The 14,283-nt window shown below is 64.1% G+C and carries 16 protein-coding genes and 1 tRNA gene; 10 read left to right on the top strand and 7 right to left on the bottom strand.

The genetic code is table 11. The features are described from left to right. Positions 1-69 precede the first annotated feature (69 nt). Entirely contained in the window at positions 70-489 is a 420-nt protein-coding gene (locus EP007_RS06450; RefSeq protein WP_128476864.1) for an RNA-binding domain-containing protein, read from the bottom strand. A gap of 6 nt (positions 490-495) precedes the next feature. After that, the gene (locus tag EP007_RS06455) at positions 496-1,068 is read right to left on the bottom strand and encodes an AAA family ATPase (protein ID WP_128476865.1); all 573 of its coding nucleotides are present in this window, start codon (positions 1,066-1,068) and stop codon (positions 496-498) included. A 146-nt stretch (positions 1,069-1,214) separates the two neighbouring features. Here EP007_RS06455 and EP007_RS06460 point away from each other — a divergent pair. After that, positions 1,215-1,320, top strand: a tRNA-Arg gene (locus EP007_RS06460). 608 nt (positions 1,321-1,928) lie between these two features. Here the strand turns inward: EP007_RS06460 and EP007_RS06465 are convergent. After that, positions 1,929-3,023, bottom strand: coding sequence for an aminopeptidase (locus EP007_RS06465; RefSeq protein WP_128476866.1), 1,095 nt, complete (start codon positions 3,021-3,023; stop codon positions 1,929-1,931). A 168-nt stretch (positions 3,024-3,191) separates the two neighbouring features. Here EP007_RS06465 and EP007_RS06470 point away from each other — a divergent pair, with 168 nt between their 5' ends. Then, positions 3,192-4,220, top strand: coding sequence for a threonine aldolase family protein (locus EP007_RS06470; protein ID WP_128478526.1), 1,029 nt, complete (start codon positions 3,192-3,194; stop codon positions 4,218-4,220). 50 nt (positions 4,221-4,270) lie between these two features. On the opposite strand, the gene EP007_RS18140 is transcribed toward EP007_RS06470, so the two are convergent. Then, the gene (locus EP007_RS18140; RefSeq protein WP_281062940.1) at positions 4,271-4,405 is read right to left on the bottom strand and encodes a DUF7859 family protein; all 135 of its coding nucleotides are present in this window, start codon (positions 4,403-4,405) and stop codon (positions 4,271-4,273) included. A 95-nt stretch (positions 4,406-4,500) separates the two neighbouring features. On the opposite strand from EP007_RS18140, the gene EP007_RS06475 reads away from it, so the two are divergent. Continuing rightward, entirely contained in the window at positions 4,501-5,157 is a 657-nt protein-coding gene (locus tag EP007_RS06475; RefSeq protein WP_128476867.1) for an ArsR/SmtB family transcription factor, read from the top strand. 253 nt (positions 5,158-5,410) lie between these two features. Here the strand turns inward: EP007_RS06475 and EP007_RS06480 are convergent, their stop codons facing one another. After that, on the bottom strand, positions 5,411-5,950 hold the full coding sequence (locus EP007_RS06480) for a metallophosphoesterase (protein WP_128476868.1): 540 nt from the start codon (positions 5,948-5,950) through the stop codon (positions 5,411-5,413). An 85-nt stretch (positions 5,951-6,035) separates the two neighbouring features. On the opposite strand from EP007_RS06480, the gene EP007_RS06485 reads away from it, so the two are divergent. After that, positions 6,036-7,010 carry a cation diffusion facilitator family transporter gene (locus EP007_RS06485; protein WP_128476869.1) on the top strand — a complete coding sequence of 325 codons (975 nt, stop codon included), beginning with the start codon at positions 6,036-6,038 and terminating at the stop codon, positions 7,008-7,010. Positions 7,011-7,032: 22 nt separating this feature from the next. Here EP007_RS06485 and EP007_RS17885 read toward each other — a convergent pair whose 3' ends face one another. Next, positions 7,033-7,239, bottom strand: coding sequence for a helix-turn-helix domain-containing protein (locus EP007_RS17885; protein ID WP_243700457.1), 207 nt, complete (start codon positions 7,237-7,239; stop codon positions 7,033-7,035). 399 nt (positions 7,240-7,638) lie between these two features. Between EP007_RS17885 and EP007_RS18145 the strand changes: the two genes are divergently transcribed. From EP007_RS18145 to EP007_RS06505, 3 genes are all read left to right on the top strand, one after another. Beyond that, positions 7,639-7,770, top strand: coding sequence for a hypothetical protein (locus tag EP007_RS18145; protein WP_281062941.1), 132 nt, complete (start codon positions 7,639-7,641; stop codon positions 7,768-7,770). Between the two features lie 63 nt (positions 7,771-7,833). Beyond that, positions 7,834-10,029, top strand: a complete 2,196-nt coding sequence (locus EP007_RS06500; RefSeq protein WP_208023566.1) for an ATP-dependent DNA helicase — start codon at positions 7,834-7,836, stop codon at positions 10,027-10,029. Positions 10,030-10,057: 28 nt separating this feature from the next. Further along, the gene (locus EP007_RS06505; protein ID WP_128476872.1) at positions 10,058-10,339 is read left to right on the top strand and encodes a hypothetical protein; all 282 of its coding nucleotides are present in this window, start codon (positions 10,058-10,060) and stop codon (positions 10,337-10,339) included. A gap of 1 nt (position 10,340) precedes the next feature. Here EP007_RS06505 and EP007_RS06510 read toward each other — a convergent pair whose 3' ends face one another. Then, positions 10,341-10,847, bottom strand: coding sequence for a 2'-5' RNA ligase family protein (locus EP007_RS06510; RefSeq protein WP_128476873.1), 507 nt, complete (start codon positions 10,845-10,847; stop codon positions 10,341-10,343). 392 nt (positions 10,848-11,239) lie between these two features. Here EP007_RS06510 and EP007_RS06515 point away from each other — a divergent pair, with 392 nt between their 5' ends. From EP007_RS06515 to lysW, 3 genes are all read left to right on the top strand, one after another. Next, positions 11,240-12,490: an argininosuccinate synthase gene (locus EP007_RS06515; protein ID WP_128476874.1), complete on the top strand. Its 1,251-nt coding sequence runs from the start codon at positions 11,240-11,242 to the stop codon at positions 12,488-12,490. 4 nt (positions 12,491-12,494) lie between these two features. Beyond that, complete coding sequence (gene argH / locus EP007_RS06520) at positions 12,495-13,946, top strand: argininosuccinate lyase (RefSeq protein ID WP_128476875.1); 1,452 nt, start codon at positions 12,495-12,497, stop codon at positions 13,944-13,946. A gap of 171 nt (positions 13,947-14,117) precedes the next feature. Continuing rightward, complete coding sequence (gene lysW, locus EP007_RS06525; RefSeq protein ID WP_128476876.1) at positions 14,118-14,282, top strand: lysine biosynthesis protein LysW; 165 nt, start codon at positions 14,118-14,120, stop codon at positions 14,280-14,282. Position 14,283: the final 1 nt, after the last annotated feature.

A 14,283-nucleotide genomic window follows, 5' to 3' on the forward strand; every position in this document is an offset into this window, starting at 1 on the left:
CAGTAGAACCACAGTCAAGCCAGCGATTTCAGGGACGAGAATCGGAATAGAGCGGGAGAGAACGTCGCCTTACTCGAAGTCGTCCTGCGTGACGGGTTTCCCCTCCTCCGTCGGCGGCGCGATGTGGTCGATGAACTCCTCGACGGACGGTTGCTCGACGCGAACCCGGACGTGGATGTCGCCGAGTTCGTCGGGGTTGCCGACCGCGAAGTTGACGACGCCCTCGAAGGCCGCCTGCTTCTTCAGGTCGAACGCGAAGGTGTCGCCGCGCCGCGTGCTGAAAAACTCCCCGCGAGCGGTGTCGAGTATCTCTTGGCGGTGGAGCAGTTCCGAGAAGTGGTCGAGCGAGTGGACCTCCGCGACGACTTCGCCGTGCCGTTCCTCGGGTTCCGCACCAGGGAAGACGTTGGCGACGGCGGTCGAAACGCGGTCGGCGATTTCGGTGTCCTTGACGGGTGCCGTAATCTGCACGTCGATGCTGTAAATCATGGTGAATCAGGCCTCCTGTGCGCGTTCGCGTTCGAGTCCTTCGACGCCCTCGGCCAGCAGGGCGCGAATCTTCTCGTGGAACGCCTCCAGCGTCGCGGTGTTGTCTATCTCGGCGTCGGCGCGGGCGATGGCTTCGTCCATGCCGAACCCGCGCTCGCGCTCGTCGCGCTCGCGCAGGGTCTCGGCGTCGGTGGCGTCTCGTCCCCGCGACTGGACGCGGTCGGCCCGGACCTCGAACGGCGCGTGGATGCTGACCAGCGTGAAGTCGTCGCCAAAGGCCTCCTCAAAGCGCTCGGCTTCGACGCCCGCCCGGATGCCGTCCACGAGGACGGTCTCGTTCGCGTCGAGTTCGTCCTCGATAATCGGGAGCGAGCGCTGGGCGATGGCGTCCGGACCGTTCTCCTCGCGGAGCGCGCCCGCGATTTCGCCGTGGTGTTCGGCAGGGTCCAGTCCCCGGTCACGGCACTCCGCGCGAATCACGTCGCCCATCGTCACGACGGGAATCCCGTGTTCCTCGGCGACCGAGGCGGCCTCGCCCTTGCCGCTCCCCGGTAGACCCACGGTTCCGATTACTCTCATTGGATTCTGGTAGTGGTGAGCGGCGCTTAAACGCTGTGTTCCGGTGAAGGGAATCGGCGACGGCGTCGGTCGGGACCGCAGTCCTCGCTAGTCGGTGTGGACGAATCCTAAGTTCTTTTGCCACCCGGTGATATACGGAGAAACGAGGGCACGTAGCTCAGTCTGGAAAGAGCGTCGGACTTCTATCCCGGTCGGTTTCGGCCGAGTGGGGAAGACATCCGACGGTCGTGGGTTCAAATCCCATCGTGCCCGTCAACCTGTTACTGCGCTCGTACAGTCGGTGCTCCCAACGACGACTTCCCGGACGCCTACAACGACGGAGCAAGAAAACAAACGGACCGCGGGGTCAAAACAAATCGCCGACATCGTTGATGTCCGACCGACAGAACGGACACCGATAGTTAGTCTGGAAGTCGTTACGCTGCGCGACGGTTCGCGTTTCGAGTTCGTGCATTGCGATACTGCGACCACAGTCGGGACACGCTACCTTCGTCACAGGGTGTGTGTCTATGGCCCAAACACTTAAATTGCAGTGTAAGGTTAATAGAGAAATCTTACGGCCAGTACGGACGAAAATCACCGGTCTTCGTTAGCTCGTGCGCAAAGTAGATTGAAATAAATCTTCGAGTGCCGGACTGAGCTTCGAAAGTATTCCTGTTAACGATTCACAGGCTCGGATTCAAATTGGGCCGGGAAAAACGTCAGTGAAAATACGCTCTCCACTCCCCCTCGAAAACCGCCTTACTCCTCGAAACCGTCCTCGAACCGGAACCTCCCAGTCCGACCTTTTTCCTCGTCGCGTCGCCTTCGGCGACTCTCCTCGCAAAAACGTCGATGAAAAAGACCGCCCCAAAACCGCCTTACTCCTCGAAACCGTCCTCGAACCGGAACGTACCGTTGCGCTGGACGACCTCACCGTCGATTTCGATGTAGGAATCCTCGGCCATGTCCACGATCATGTCCACATGGACCGCACTCTCGTTGCCGGTCTCGCCTTCGGGTAGACACTCGTCGTACGCGCGGCCGACCGCGAGGTGGATGGTGTCTCCCATCTTCTCGTCGAAGAGCATGTTGTAGGTGAACTGGTCGATGTCGCGGTTCATCCCGATGCCGAGTTCGCCGAGGCGGCGCGCGCCCTCGTCGGTGTCGAGAATCTGGCCCAGCACGTCCTCGTTCTTGCTGGCACCGTACTCGACGACCTCGCCGCCCTCGAACCGGAGGTAGCCGTCGGTGACCTCGTGCCCCTCGTGGATGAGGGGCTTGTCGAACAGCACTTCGCCCGCCACGGAGTCGGCGACCGGCGCGGTGAACACCTCGCCGCCGGGCAGGTTGTTCTTCGCGTGGTCGTTGATAGTCGTCATCCCCTCGACGCTCATGGTGAGGTCGGTGGAGTCGCCCGAGACGATGCGGACCTCCTCGCCAGCGTCCAGAATCTCGACCATCTGTTGCTGGTGGGCCTTCTGCTCGTCCCAGTCCTTGCCGATGGCCGACCAGACGAACTCCTCGTACTCTTCCGTACTCATCTCGGCGTTCTGGGCGTCGGCGGGCGCGGGGTACTGGGTCAACACCCACGTCGTGTCCAGAATCTCCTCGCGGACGGGGAGTTGGGCCTTCCGGAAGGCCGACATGGTGTCGCTATCGACCGCGCTCATCTCGGCAACGTTGTCGTGGGCACGGACGTGAATCCATACGTCGGCGGCTTCCGCCAGCGCGAGTTCGTGGTCGGGCGTGTCGATGTCCTCGGGGGCGACGGCTTCGAGAAACGCCGCTCGGCTTCGGTCCTTGCGGAACGAGACGTGGAACGGGAACGCCCCCCGTTCGCCGATGGTCTCGCAGAGCGCGAGCGTCAGGTCCTCGGCGGCCGACGAGGCGCTGACGACGACGTTGTCACCGGCCTCGATTTCGGTGGAGTGATCGACGACGATTTCGGCGTGCTCTCTGACTCGGGAGTCCATACCGAAAGATGACGGGGAAAGCCGCAAACCGCTTTCGGTCCGGGACAGCGAGGCGAACGCCGCTATTGACGCGTGGTAGCGACGGTCGAACTCGCGGCAGTGCGGGGCGAGGTGAATCGACTCGCCGCCACCGCGGGGTATTTCACCCGTCGCGGACAAGGAAGTGACATGATGGACCTCCGGAGCGACACCGTGACGACGCCCGACGAGGAGATGCGCGAGGCCGCCCGCGACGCCGACGTGGGCGACGACGTGTACGGCGAGGACCCAACGGTCAACCGGTTAGAGACCGAGGCCGCCGACCTCGTCGGCATGGAGGACGCCCTCTATGTGCCGTCCGGAACGATGGGCAATCAGGTCGCGGTTCGGACCCACACCGAGCGGGGCCAAGAGGTGCTGACCGAGCGCGAGAGCCACGTCGTCAAGTGGGAACTCGGCGGGATGGCCCAACTCTCGACCCTACAGGTCCGGACGCTCGACGGCGGCGAGCGGGGGGTACCGACCCCCGAGCAGGTCCGCGAGGAGTACGTCGAGGAGGACCTCCATCGACCCGGAACCGGCCTGCTGACGCTCGAAAACACGCACAACAGCAAGGGCGGGGTCGCCGTCGCACCCGAGAAAATCGACGCGGCGGCTGAGGCCGCGAGCGACCTCGGCGTCCCGGTCCACCTCGACGGCGCGCGAGTGATGAACGCCGCGGTGGCCCACGACGTGGCTCCGGAGCGAATGACCGAGAGCGTCGATTCGGTGATGTTCTGTCTCTCGAAGGGACTCGGCGCGCCTGTCGGGTCGATACTGGCCGGAAGCGAGGAGTTTATCGACCGCGCCCGGCGCAACCGGAAACTGTTCGGCGGCGGGATGCGCCAAGCCGGAATCGTCGCGGGACCGGGCCGACTCGCGCTGGAGAACGTCGAGCGACTCGCCGACGACCACGAGAACGCCCGCGTGCTGGCCGAGCAGTTGGCGGGCGTCGAGGGCCTGTCCGTTCAGGACCCCGAGACGAACATCGTCCTCGTGAACACCGAGGGCACGGGCCACGAAGCGGACGCGTTCCTCGACGCGTGCGCCGACGAAGGAGTAGAGGGCACCCAGTTCGACACGCACGTCGCGCGCTTTTGCACGCACTGGGACGTGGACCGCGAGGATGTAGAGACGGTCCCAGAGCGCGTGAGCGAGGCCGTCGAAAAACTCGACTGAGCGAGGGCGGGCAGGCAAGCGACTCGTCGGGTATCGTCGGAAATCGTCGGCTACTTGCGACCGTTGTTCACGCCGTCTCGGAATCCAGTGATGGTTCGTCGAACGAACAGATACATGAAGAGGACGAACCCGAGCAGGACGGCCAGAAAACCGAGGACGAGCGGGTCGTTAAACACTGATGCCATGTGTCGCCATTGCCGTTCGGCTAACAAATTCGTTTCGACGTTCGTGTCGCGTGTAGGGAACAAAATTCATGAGACGTGGGAGCCAACGCCGAGACATGGCTGATTTGCTGCCCTCCACGTCGGACGCCACGGTTCCGCAGTCCTCCGAACCGCGGGTCATCGGCGTCGATAGCGACGACGCCGACGACCTGCTCGGGGCGCTCTCGTCGGACACCGCCCGCGAACTGCTGGCGGCGCTCCACGAGGACCCCGCGACGCCCTCCGACCTCGCCGAGACCATCGACACTTCGCTCCAGAACACCCAGTACCACCTCGGCAAACTGGAAGACGCGGACGTGATTCAGGTCGCCGATACTGTCTACTCCGAGAAGGGCCGCGAGATGAAGGTGTATGCGCCCGCCGACCGACCACTCGTCGTGTTCGCTGGCAACGAGGAGAAGACGACCGGCCTTGAGTCCGCGCTCTCGCGCCTGCTGGGCGCGTTCGGTGCGCTCGGTCTCCTGAGCGCCGCGGTCCAGCAGGTCTACGGCGACGGACTCGGAGAACTGTTCGGTCTCGCCGGAAGCGGCGGCGAAAGCATGTCCGAGACCGGGGGCCGTGGCGGCATCTCGGTCCAGTCCACCGACGCCGCCGGACAGGCCGCTGACGCCGCGGCCAACGCCATCCCGCCGGGGCTGGTCTTCTTCGCCGGGGGCGCGCTGATCCTTGCGCTCGGGTTCGCGTGGTGGTACTACGCGAACGGCGGCGAGTGAGGCGCTGGCGAGCGCGAACTGAACAACCGAGCGGATAACTAAAACGGGTTTTTGAGCTTACGGGAGCTATTTGATAGCCCAGAATGTAGTGGGTACCGTACCGCCCCGCTTCGGCCCTCCACCACCGCTGACCCGCTCCGTACGTACCCCGCCAACGGGTCGCCGCGCCCTCCACTGCCCTCTCCTGTGCCTCTCGCGGCGGGGCGGTCGCCCGATACTCGACTCGTCGAGCGACAACTCCGCCGAGGAGGTGTCACTCGACTTCGAACGACTCCACGACCGAGCCGTCGCGGTGGCGAATCTCGCCGACGAGTCGCGCGTCGGTCGCCGCGTCGCCGCGGTCGCCGTTCTCGGTCGGCCGCCTGAGTTCCGCGTGGGTCGGGATACCCCCGCGCGGGTCGGCGTGACTGCCCGGATTGAGCAGGAGCACGTCGTCGGCGTCGGTGGCCGCGTGGCGGTGGGAGTGGCCGAACACCACCACGTCAGCGGCCTGCTGGCGACCCAACAGCGAGAGACCGGTCGCGCCGCGGTCGTCGCCGTGAGTCAGGACGAACCGGACGCCCTCGATTTCGAATGTGCGTTCGGGCGGAAGACGCTCTCGAACCTCGGGCGTGGCGTTGTTGCCGTAGACGCCGTAGAGTCGGGGGGAAACCGACTCGAAGGCATCGAGCGCGGTCGCGTTCAGGAAGTCGCCCGCGTGGACGACGGCGTCGCTCCGCTCGACGGCCTCCCTCGCGCGGCCGGAGAGTTCGTGGCCCGAACGACTGTGCGTGTCCGAGAGGACGGTAATCATGGCCAGACATACGGTCGGCGGGGTCCTGAGCGTTTCCGTCCGGCTTGCAATCACTTTCTTACCCGGCGGCCGAGAAGATAGGTCAATGGCCGAAAGCAAATCCGTCGTTGTCGCCGCGCTCATCGCCAACGGGGCGATAGCGATACTGAAGTTTCTCGGGTTCCTGCTGACCGGGAGCGCGGCGATGCTCTCGGAGACGTATCACTCGGTTTCCGACACCGGCAATCAGGTGTTCCTGCTCATCGGTCTGCGCTACAGCGAAAAGGACGCGAGTCGGGGACATCCCTTCGGGTACGGGAAAGCCGAATTCTTCTACAGTTTTCTCGTGAGCGTCCTGCTGTTCGGCATCGCCGGGTGGGAGAGCGCGAAGCACGGCTACAGCGCCATCATGCATCCACACCCCGTCGAACAGGGGTCGGCGACGCTAGTCGGTGCGACGTTCCCGGCGGTCTGGGTCAACTACGGCGTCCTCCTCGGTGCCATCGCGTTCGAGAGCTACGCCCTGAAGAAGGCCTACGCCGGGATGCAAAAGGACATCGAGGAACACGAGTGGAGCGGTCTGGTCGAGGCGTTCAAGAAGACCGCGAACGTGACCACGCTGACCGCGTTCACCGAGGACACCATCGCAATGGCTGGGGCCGGGTTCGCGCTGGTCGGGGTCTACCTCTCGCGGGCCACCGGCAACCCCATCTACGACGCCGTATCCGCTCTGCTTATCGGTCTCATGCTGATGGGCTTCGCCGTCGCGCTCGCGTGGGAGAACAAGCGACTCCTTCTCGGCGAGAGCCTTCCGAAAAGCGAGGAACAGGAGCTTCGCCGAATCGTCGAGGAGTGGGAGGGTGTGGTCCGCATCGTGGACTTCCGGACGGTCATCTTCGGTCCCGACGACGTGCTGGTCACCGCCGACATCGCCTTCGAGAAGGGCATCGCCACCGCCGAGATGGACGAGACGATTACCGACATCGAGGACGCGCTGGTCGAGTCGAACAAGAGCGTGTTCAAGGTCTACATCGAACCCGAGAAGGGGCGGCAGAGCAGGCGCGGGGAAGCGGCGGAATAGGAGGACAGCACCGACAGGTCGATTAGTCGTCCATCTCGAACAACCGATTTAGAGTCACCCCCTCCAGTCGAACTAATTCCTCCGCAATCTCGCTGTCCTCGCTCAGTTGGTACATCGGACTTCCGCCCACATCGCGGGTGTGTTCGACGACGCCGAGGGCCTGTAGGTCATCGAGGTGGTCGTATACCGTGCTTCTGGCAACCCCCGCGAGGTCTGCGACGTAGCTCACGTTCAGATCGCGGCCGCGTTCGCTCACGAACGCGGCGAGAATTTTGGTTCGTGCCGGTTGGCCGAAAAGAGAGACGAAAGGGCTGTCCTCAGCATAGGAATCCGTGTCACTGTCTTCTTTGACGAGGGACATTTTGGCTACATGGATAGATACACTCCGACATAATAAGCGTTGTCCATATAATACTATATCGTAGTTTCCAAGCAACATACTTAAATATAGGACGTGAGTCAATTATGACGATATGCGAAAATGACAGAGAAGCATATCCAGAACCGAATAGTGGAGAAACTTCTCCGAAACAGAATCATCGGAAGTCATAAAATCCGAGTTGACACGGCAGTTAATCGGTATCTCCCGAGTCACGAGCAGGGTCAAGGAAAGAAACTCATTCGAGAGATGATTCGTGACCCAGACGGTCCAATCGAGGGCTACGGAGGAAGTCGGGACAACGTCCGACTTACCAGCAAGGAGGACGCAGTGGAGTTCCTGAAATCGAACGACGGTAACGTACCGTTCGGGTTCGACTAACCCTCTCCTGACACTTCCACTCGCAAGCGAGAGTTTAAACGTAAAGCCGAGCAAACCCCTTCCGTGGCAGAGACGAACGGGTACATGCGGTTTTTCCCTTACGAGGAGCCGTACCAGAACCAGCGGGAGGCGATGGACCGCATCTACAACGCCTTCTCCCGCGGGCAAGACGTGCTGTTCGAGGGGGCCTGCGGGACGGGCAAGACCCTGTCGTCGCTCGTGCCCGCGCTGGAGTACGCCCGCGAGGAGGACAAGACGGTCGTCATCACGACTAACGTCCACCAGCAGATGCGCCAGTTCGTGGCCGACGCGCGGGCTATTACCCAGGAGGAACCGATTCGCGCCGTCGTCTTCCGCGGGAAGGGGTCGATGTGTCACATCGACGTTGGCTTCGAGGAGTGTCAGGTCCTGCGAGACAACACCTACGAGGTCGTGGACGCCGAGAGTGACCTCGCGGAGTTGGAGGACCGCCAAGAGGAACTGCTCGAAGCGAGTCGGGAGGGCGACGAGCGCGCGGCCGAGGCCCGGAGCGCGGTCATGGACGAGTTAGAGCAGGTCCAAGAGCGCGTCGAGGGCTTGGAGGAGCAAAACACCTGCGAGTATTATTACAACAACCTCGTCGGGGACAACGACGAGTTCTATTCGTGGCTCTACGACGACGTGCGCACGCCCGACGACATCTACGAGTTCGCCGAGCAACAGCAACTCTGTGGCTACGAACTCCTGAAAGACGGGATGGAGGGGGTCGATTTAGTCGTCTGTAACTACCACCACCTGCTCGACCCGATGATACGCGAGCAGTTCTTCCGATGGCTAGACCGGGACCCCGAGGACGTGATTACCATCTTCGACGAGGCGCACAACGTCGAGGACACCGCCCGCGAACACGCGACCCGGACGCTGACCGAGAACACCCTCGACTCCGCGCTCGACGAGTTACAGGATTCGGACGACGCGCGGAGCGAACCCGCCTACAACGTCGTTTCGGCGTTCCGCGCGGCGCTCGAAGCGACCTACGAGGATAGTTTCGGGTTCGGGGACCGAGAGAAGGTCGGCGACGACTGGGAGGACGTATCAATCGCCAACGACGACAAGCGCGACGACCTGACACTCGCGTTCCTCCAGCAGTACACCGGGAAGGGAATCGACACCGAGTTGGAACTCGCGGTCCACCTCGGCCGCGAGTTGGACGAGGAGTACGAGGAGGCGTACAAAAACGGCGAGTCAACGACGCGCCAAGAGTGCCAGACGCTTCAGGCCGCGACGTTCATCCAGTCGTTCATGGACGAGAGTGCGGAGTTGGGCCAGTACCCCGTGGTCTCGGTACGGCGCGACGAGGCGACCGAGGAGGTGTACGGCCGGGCGGAACTGTACACCTGTATCCCCCGAGAAGTCACCGAAGACCTCTTCGGCGAGGTGTACGCGACGGTGTTGATGAGCGCGACCCTCCGGCCGTTCGACGTGAGCGCGGCCGTGCTGGGCCTGGACGACCCCGTCGAAATCGCCTACGGGCTTCAGTTCCCCGAACAGAACCGCCGGACGTTCGCCGTCGAGACGCCCGCGCTCTTCTCCAGCGAGCGCGACGACCCCGAAACCCAAGCGGCCATCGCGGGCGTCCTCCGCGACTCGGTGGAGTTCACGGCGGGCAACACCCTGCTGTTCTTCCCGAGCTATGCGGAAGCAGAGCGCTACTACGACCGACTGAACCGCGAACTCGGCAACGACGGCTCGGACACGACGCTCTACATGGACGAACCCGGCACGTCGGTCGAGGAGTTGCGCCAGCGGTTCGTCGCCGACGACGACGCCGCGCTGTTCACCTCGCTGTGGGGCACCCTCGCGGAGGGCGTCAGTTTCGACGGCGACGAAGCCAGGACGGTGGCGGTCGTCGGCGTGCCCTACCCGCACCTGAACGACCGGATGGATGCCGTCCAAGAAGCCTACGACCGGACGTTCGCTGACCGCTCTGGCCGCGACTCGGGATGGGAGTACGCTGTCGAGATTCCGACGATTCGCAAGACTCGGCAGGCGCTCGGCCGAGTGATTCGCTCGCCCGACGACTTCGGCGTCCGCGTGCTGGTGGACAAACGCTACACCGAGGCGGGCGAGCGCGAGATGGGCAAGTACAGCGTCCGCGGAACCTTTCCGCCCGAGGAGCGCGCCGAGATGTTAGACGTGCAAGCCGAGAAGTTGAAGTTCGCCATGTTGAACTTCTACAGCGATAAGGACGCGTGGCGCGGCGAACCCCCGACGCCATGAGACGCGATGACGAACTCCGAGGAAAACGATGAGTCAGGAATCGAACGACGACGGAGACGACGAAGCGACGACTCACGAACCGAACAGCGACGGCGGTGCGACCGACAGCGACGGAACCAACCACGAAACGACTGACGCCGACGCAACCAGCGACGACGCGACCGACGCCGAGCAGGCCGCGAAGGCGGCCGAGGCGATAGCGGAAATCGGCGTCGAGCGCCTGACCGAGGAAATCGTCGGCGCGTGGCAAGCGGCCGGGATGGAACCGTTCGACGCCGAAGAGGATAGCACCGACCGCGACGACGACTGAGTCAACCGGGAAGCGAGAAGGTGGCGACTTCCTCCTCGTACCTCGCGTCCCAGAGCGCGAGTCTGTTTACCGTCCACGTCACCGGGTCGATGTCGCGCTCCACGAGTCGGCGGGCCGCCAGCACGTCGCCGCCGCGGGCTAGCGTGACGTGGGGCACGTAGTCGTCGCCCTGAAACTCATCGATTGCGGAGAACCCGTCGAGCAGTCGGTCGTGGACCCGACGCAGGCCCGGACTCTCGACGGCGAGATAGACCACCGGACCCTCGCCAACCGGCGGATACTCGAAGCAGTCGATGCCCGTGACCCGGACCTCGAAGGCTGGCGCGCCCGCGAGTTGGGTCCGGACCTGCTCGCGGAGGCGCGGGGTACCGCCGGGCGGCGCGTCGCCGAGGCGCTTGCAGAGGAGGGTGTGGCGCTCCCGGATGCTGTCGAACTCAAGCAGTACGGGCCGGAGGTCCTCGGCGAGGCGTTCGACTTCGCCGGGAACCGGGACGTTGAGGCTATACACTGTCGGACAGTCGGGCGTAGTGACACATGAGGATAGCGGTCGTCGGGCGAGGAGAGGACGGTCGTCGGCGAAGAGAGAAGCGTTGTCGGACTGGAAAGTTACTTCTTTTCGGCCCAAATCTGTCGAATCCGCGACTGCAAACGTTGCCGCCCCGAAAGAGTTTAAAACCCTTGGCTCTCAAGGAGTAATCGATGACCGAGACTCGCGGTCTGGGAACGCGCTCGCTTTCCCCGAGCCGTGAGTCTACCCTCGTTCTCGCGCGACGACGACCGGGGCGTCTTTAGCCCCACTAGTATCCTTACCCCCTGACTCCGCTGGTTTCGTCCCCACGACGACACCCGTATCGTCCGCGAACTATCCACCAGACACGCTGACAACACACACCACCCAAAATGACAGATAAATCGAAAGTCGCGCTCGCCTTCTCGGGCGGACTCGACACCACCGTATGCGTCCCGCTGCTCGAAAAGGAGTACGACCACGACGAAGTAATCGGCGTCACCGTAGACGTTGGCCAACCGGCCGAAGAGTTCGACGAGGCCGAGGAGACCGCCGAAGCCCTCGACCTCGACCACTACGTCGTGGACGCGAAGGACGCCTTCGCCGAACAGTGCCTCGACGCCGTGGCCGCCAACGCGACGTATCAGGGCTACCCGCTCGGAACCGCGCTGGCGCGCCCCGTCATCGCCGAAGCCATCCTCGACGTGGCGAAAGACGAGGACTGCGACGCCATCGCGCACGGTTGCACCGGCAAGGGCAACGACCAGTTGCGCTTCGAGGCGGTCTGGCGCGAGTCCGATTTGGAGGTCATCGCGCCCGTCCGCGAACTCGGCCTCACCCGCGAGTGGGAGATGGAGTACGCCGACCAGAAGGACCTGCCCGTCGAGGGCGGCAACGAGGGTGACTGGTCCATCGACACGAACCTCTGGAGTCGCTCGGTCGAGGGCGACGACCTCGAAGACCCCGGCTACGTTCCGCCGGAGGACATCTACGAGTGGACCGACGCGCCCGGCGGGAAGAACGTAGAGACCATCGAAATCGCCTTCGAGGAGGGCAAGCCCGTGGCAATCGACGGCGAGGAGCTACCCGCCGTCCAACTCATCGAATATCTCAACGACCTCGCCGGAAGCCACGGCGTCGGCCGCACCGACATGATGGAAGACCGCATGCTCGGCCTGAAAGTCCGCGAGAACTACGAGCATCCGGCCGCGACGACCCTGCTCAACGCCCACGAGGCGCTCGAAGGACTCGTCCTCACCGAGGAAGAGCGCGCGTTCAAGACGCAGGTAGACCAGCAGTGGGCCGAGAAGGCCTACGAAGGCCTCCTGTCCGCGCCGCTCGTGGACGCCCTCGACGGATTCGTAGACACGACCCAACAGAAGGTCACGGGCACCGTCACCGTCAAGTTCGAGGGCGGACAGGCCCGTCCGGTCGGCCGCGAGAGCGACTACGCGGTCTACTCGGAGTCGGCCGCCTCGTTCAACACCGAGTCGGTTGACGGCATCGCCCAATCGGACGCGACCGGCGTGGCGAAGTACCACGGGTTCCAGTCGCGTCTCGCCAACGAAGTCACCGCGAACGCCGAGACGAAGAAAGCGGAACTGCTGGCCGACGGCGGCGACGACGCGGAGACGGAGGAGTAGACCGATGGCGAGCGAGGAATCCAGCGACGTGGTTCGCCGCGACCGCTTCAGTGGCGGTCCCGCCCGCGGGTTCCTCTCCTCGATGGCCGACGACGAACGCATCTTTGCGGCCGACCTCGCTACCGACCGCGCCCACGTCGTGATGCTGGCCGAGCAGGGAATCGTGGACGACGAGGAAGCCACCGCTATCCTCTCGGCGCTCGATGAAGTCGAGCAGGCGGGTTTCGATGCGTTGCCCGACGGTGAGGACGTACACGCCGCCATCGAGACCGCGGTCATCAACCGTGTGGGCGACGTTGGCGGGAAGATGCACACCGCTCGTTCGCGCAACGACGAGGTGGCGACCTGCATCCGCTATCGCCTGCGCGAAGACGTGCTGGACATGGTGGAGGCGACCCTCGGGCTTCGCAAGTCGCTCACGGAGGTGGCCGAGACTCACGCCGAGACCGTGATGCCCGGCTACACCCACCTCCAGCCCGCACAGCCGACGACCGTCGGCCACTACCTGCTCTCCTACGAGCAGGCGGTCGCCCGCGACACCGCGCGCCTCTTCGACGCCTACGGGCGCGTGAACCGATCACCCCTCGGGTCCGCGGCGTTCGCGGGCACGCCCTTCGACGTAGATAGGGAGCGCACGGCCGAGTTGTTGGGCTTCGACGGAGTCGCGGCGAACTCGATGGACGCAGTCTCGTCGCGCGACTTCCTCGTGGAGGTCGTCGCCGCGCTCGCCAACCTCGCTACGACCGTCTCGGGACTCGCCGAAGACCTCGTGGTGTTCTCGAACAAGGGCCTCGTGGAACTGTCCGATGACTACTCCTCGACCTCCTCGATAATGCCCCAGAAGAAGAACCCCGACACGCTCGAACTCGTCCGCGCGACCGCAGGGGACGCCGCGGCGGGGCTGAACGGCCTGCTCACGACGCTGAAGGGTCTGCCCCGCGCGTACAACCGCGATTTGCAGAACGCCACGCCCCATGCGTGGGAGACCGTTGACGCGGTGAGCGAGGCGGTCGCGGTCGCCGCCGGAGCGGCGGCGACCGCGACGTGGGACGAGGACGCGCTCGCCGAGGCGGCCGGGGAAGGGTTCTCGACGGCGACCGGGGTCGCCGACCTGTTGGCGATGGTCGGGGTCCCCTTCCGGAAGGCGCACGAGATGGTGGCCAGCGCGGCTGAAACCGGAAGCGACTACGCTGCGCTCGACGCGGCGGCCGAGGAGATTCTGGACGACTCGCTGTCGGCCTACGTCGAGCGCGAGGCGGTCGAGGCCGCGCTCGACCCCGCCGAGAGCGTCGCGTCGCGCGACTCGACTGGCGGTCCCGCGCCCGAGGCGGTCGCCGCGGGCCTGACTGAGGCCAAGGAGACAGTCGCGGCCGACGAGACGACGCTGGCCGACGCCCGCGGCGCACTGGCCGAGACCGCCGACCGACTCGACGAGGAGGTGAGTCGATATGCCTGAACCGCGACCGGTCCCCCTCGGGACCACATTTATAACCTATCGAAGTCCGAAATCGGGTTTCGTCTGACTCGGTATTTGCCATTTTCCACCGTTAGAGACGTTTTTGCGCAACATAAATTCTTTGACACTTTCGATGTCTTTAAGTAGTTATGCGGGATACAATGGATTGCTATGACCGAATGCGTCGAATGCGGGGCCGACGTGACCCTGCACGACAATGCCGAAGTAGGAGAGATACTCGACTGCACGACCTGCGGCGCGGAACTGGAACTCGTCGAGCGAACCCCGCCAGTCCTCCAGCGAGCCCCGGAGCTCGAAGAGGACTGGGGGGAGTAAG

Origin of the sequence: Halorussus pelagicus (assembly GCF_004087835.1) — an archaeon.
GTDB classification, from domain to species: domain Archaea; phylum Halobacteriota; class Halobacteria; order Halobacteriales; family Haladaptataceae; genus Halorussus; species Halorussus pelagicus.

Bases quoted from the DNA above. Each gene is read 5' to 3' on its own strand.
- EP007_RS06450 (WP_128476864.1), bottom strand. From the start codon at position 489: ATGATTTACAGCATCGACGTGCAGATTACGGCACCCGTCAAGGACACC.
- EP007_RS06455 (WP_128476865.1), bottom strand. From the start codon at position 1,068: ATGAGAGTAATCGGAACCGTGGGTCTACCGGGGAGCGGCAAGGGCGAG.
- EP007_RS06465 (WP_128476866.1), bottom strand. From the start codon at position 3,023: ATGGACTCCCGAGTCAGAGAGCACGCCGAAATCGTCGTCGATCACTCC.
- EP007_RS06470 (WP_128478526.1), top strand. From the start codon at position 3,192: ATGATGGACCTCCGGAGCGACACCGTGACGACGCCCGACGAGGAGATG.
- EP007_RS18140 (WP_281062940.1), bottom strand. From the start codon at position 4,405: ATGGCATCAGTGTTTAACGACCCGCTCGTCCTCGGTTTTCTGGCCGTC.
- EP007_RS06475 (WP_128476867.1), top strand. From the start codon at position 4,501: ATGGCTGATTTGCTGCCCTCCACGTCGGACGCCACGGTTCCGCAGTCC.
- EP007_RS06480 (WP_128476868.1), bottom strand. From the start codon at position 5,950: ATGATTACCGTCCTCTCGGACACGCACAGTCGTTCGGGCCACGAACTC.
- EP007_RS06485 (WP_128476869.1), top strand. From the start codon at position 6,036: ATGGCCGAAAGCAAATCCGTCGTTGTCGCCGCGCTCATCGCCAACGGG.
- EP007_RS18145 (WP_281062941.1), top strand. From the start codon at position 7,639: ATGATTCGTGACCCAGACGGTCCAATCGAGGGCTACGGAGGAAGTCGG.
- EP007_RS06505 (WP_128476872.1), top strand. From the start codon at position 10,058: ATGAGTCAGGAATCGAACGACGACGGAGACGACGAAGCGACGACTCAC.
- EP007_RS06515 (WP_128476874.1), top strand. From the start codon at position 11,240: ATGACAGATAAATCGAAAGTCGCGCTCGCCTTCTCGGGCGGACTCGAC.
- argH (WP_128476875.1), top strand. From the start codon at position 12,495: ATGGCGAGCGAGGAATCCAGCGACGTGGTTCGCCGCGACCGCTTCAGT.
- lysW (WP_128476876.1), top strand. From the start codon at position 14,118: ATGACCGAATGCGTCGAATGCGGGGCCGACGTGACCCTGCACGACAAT.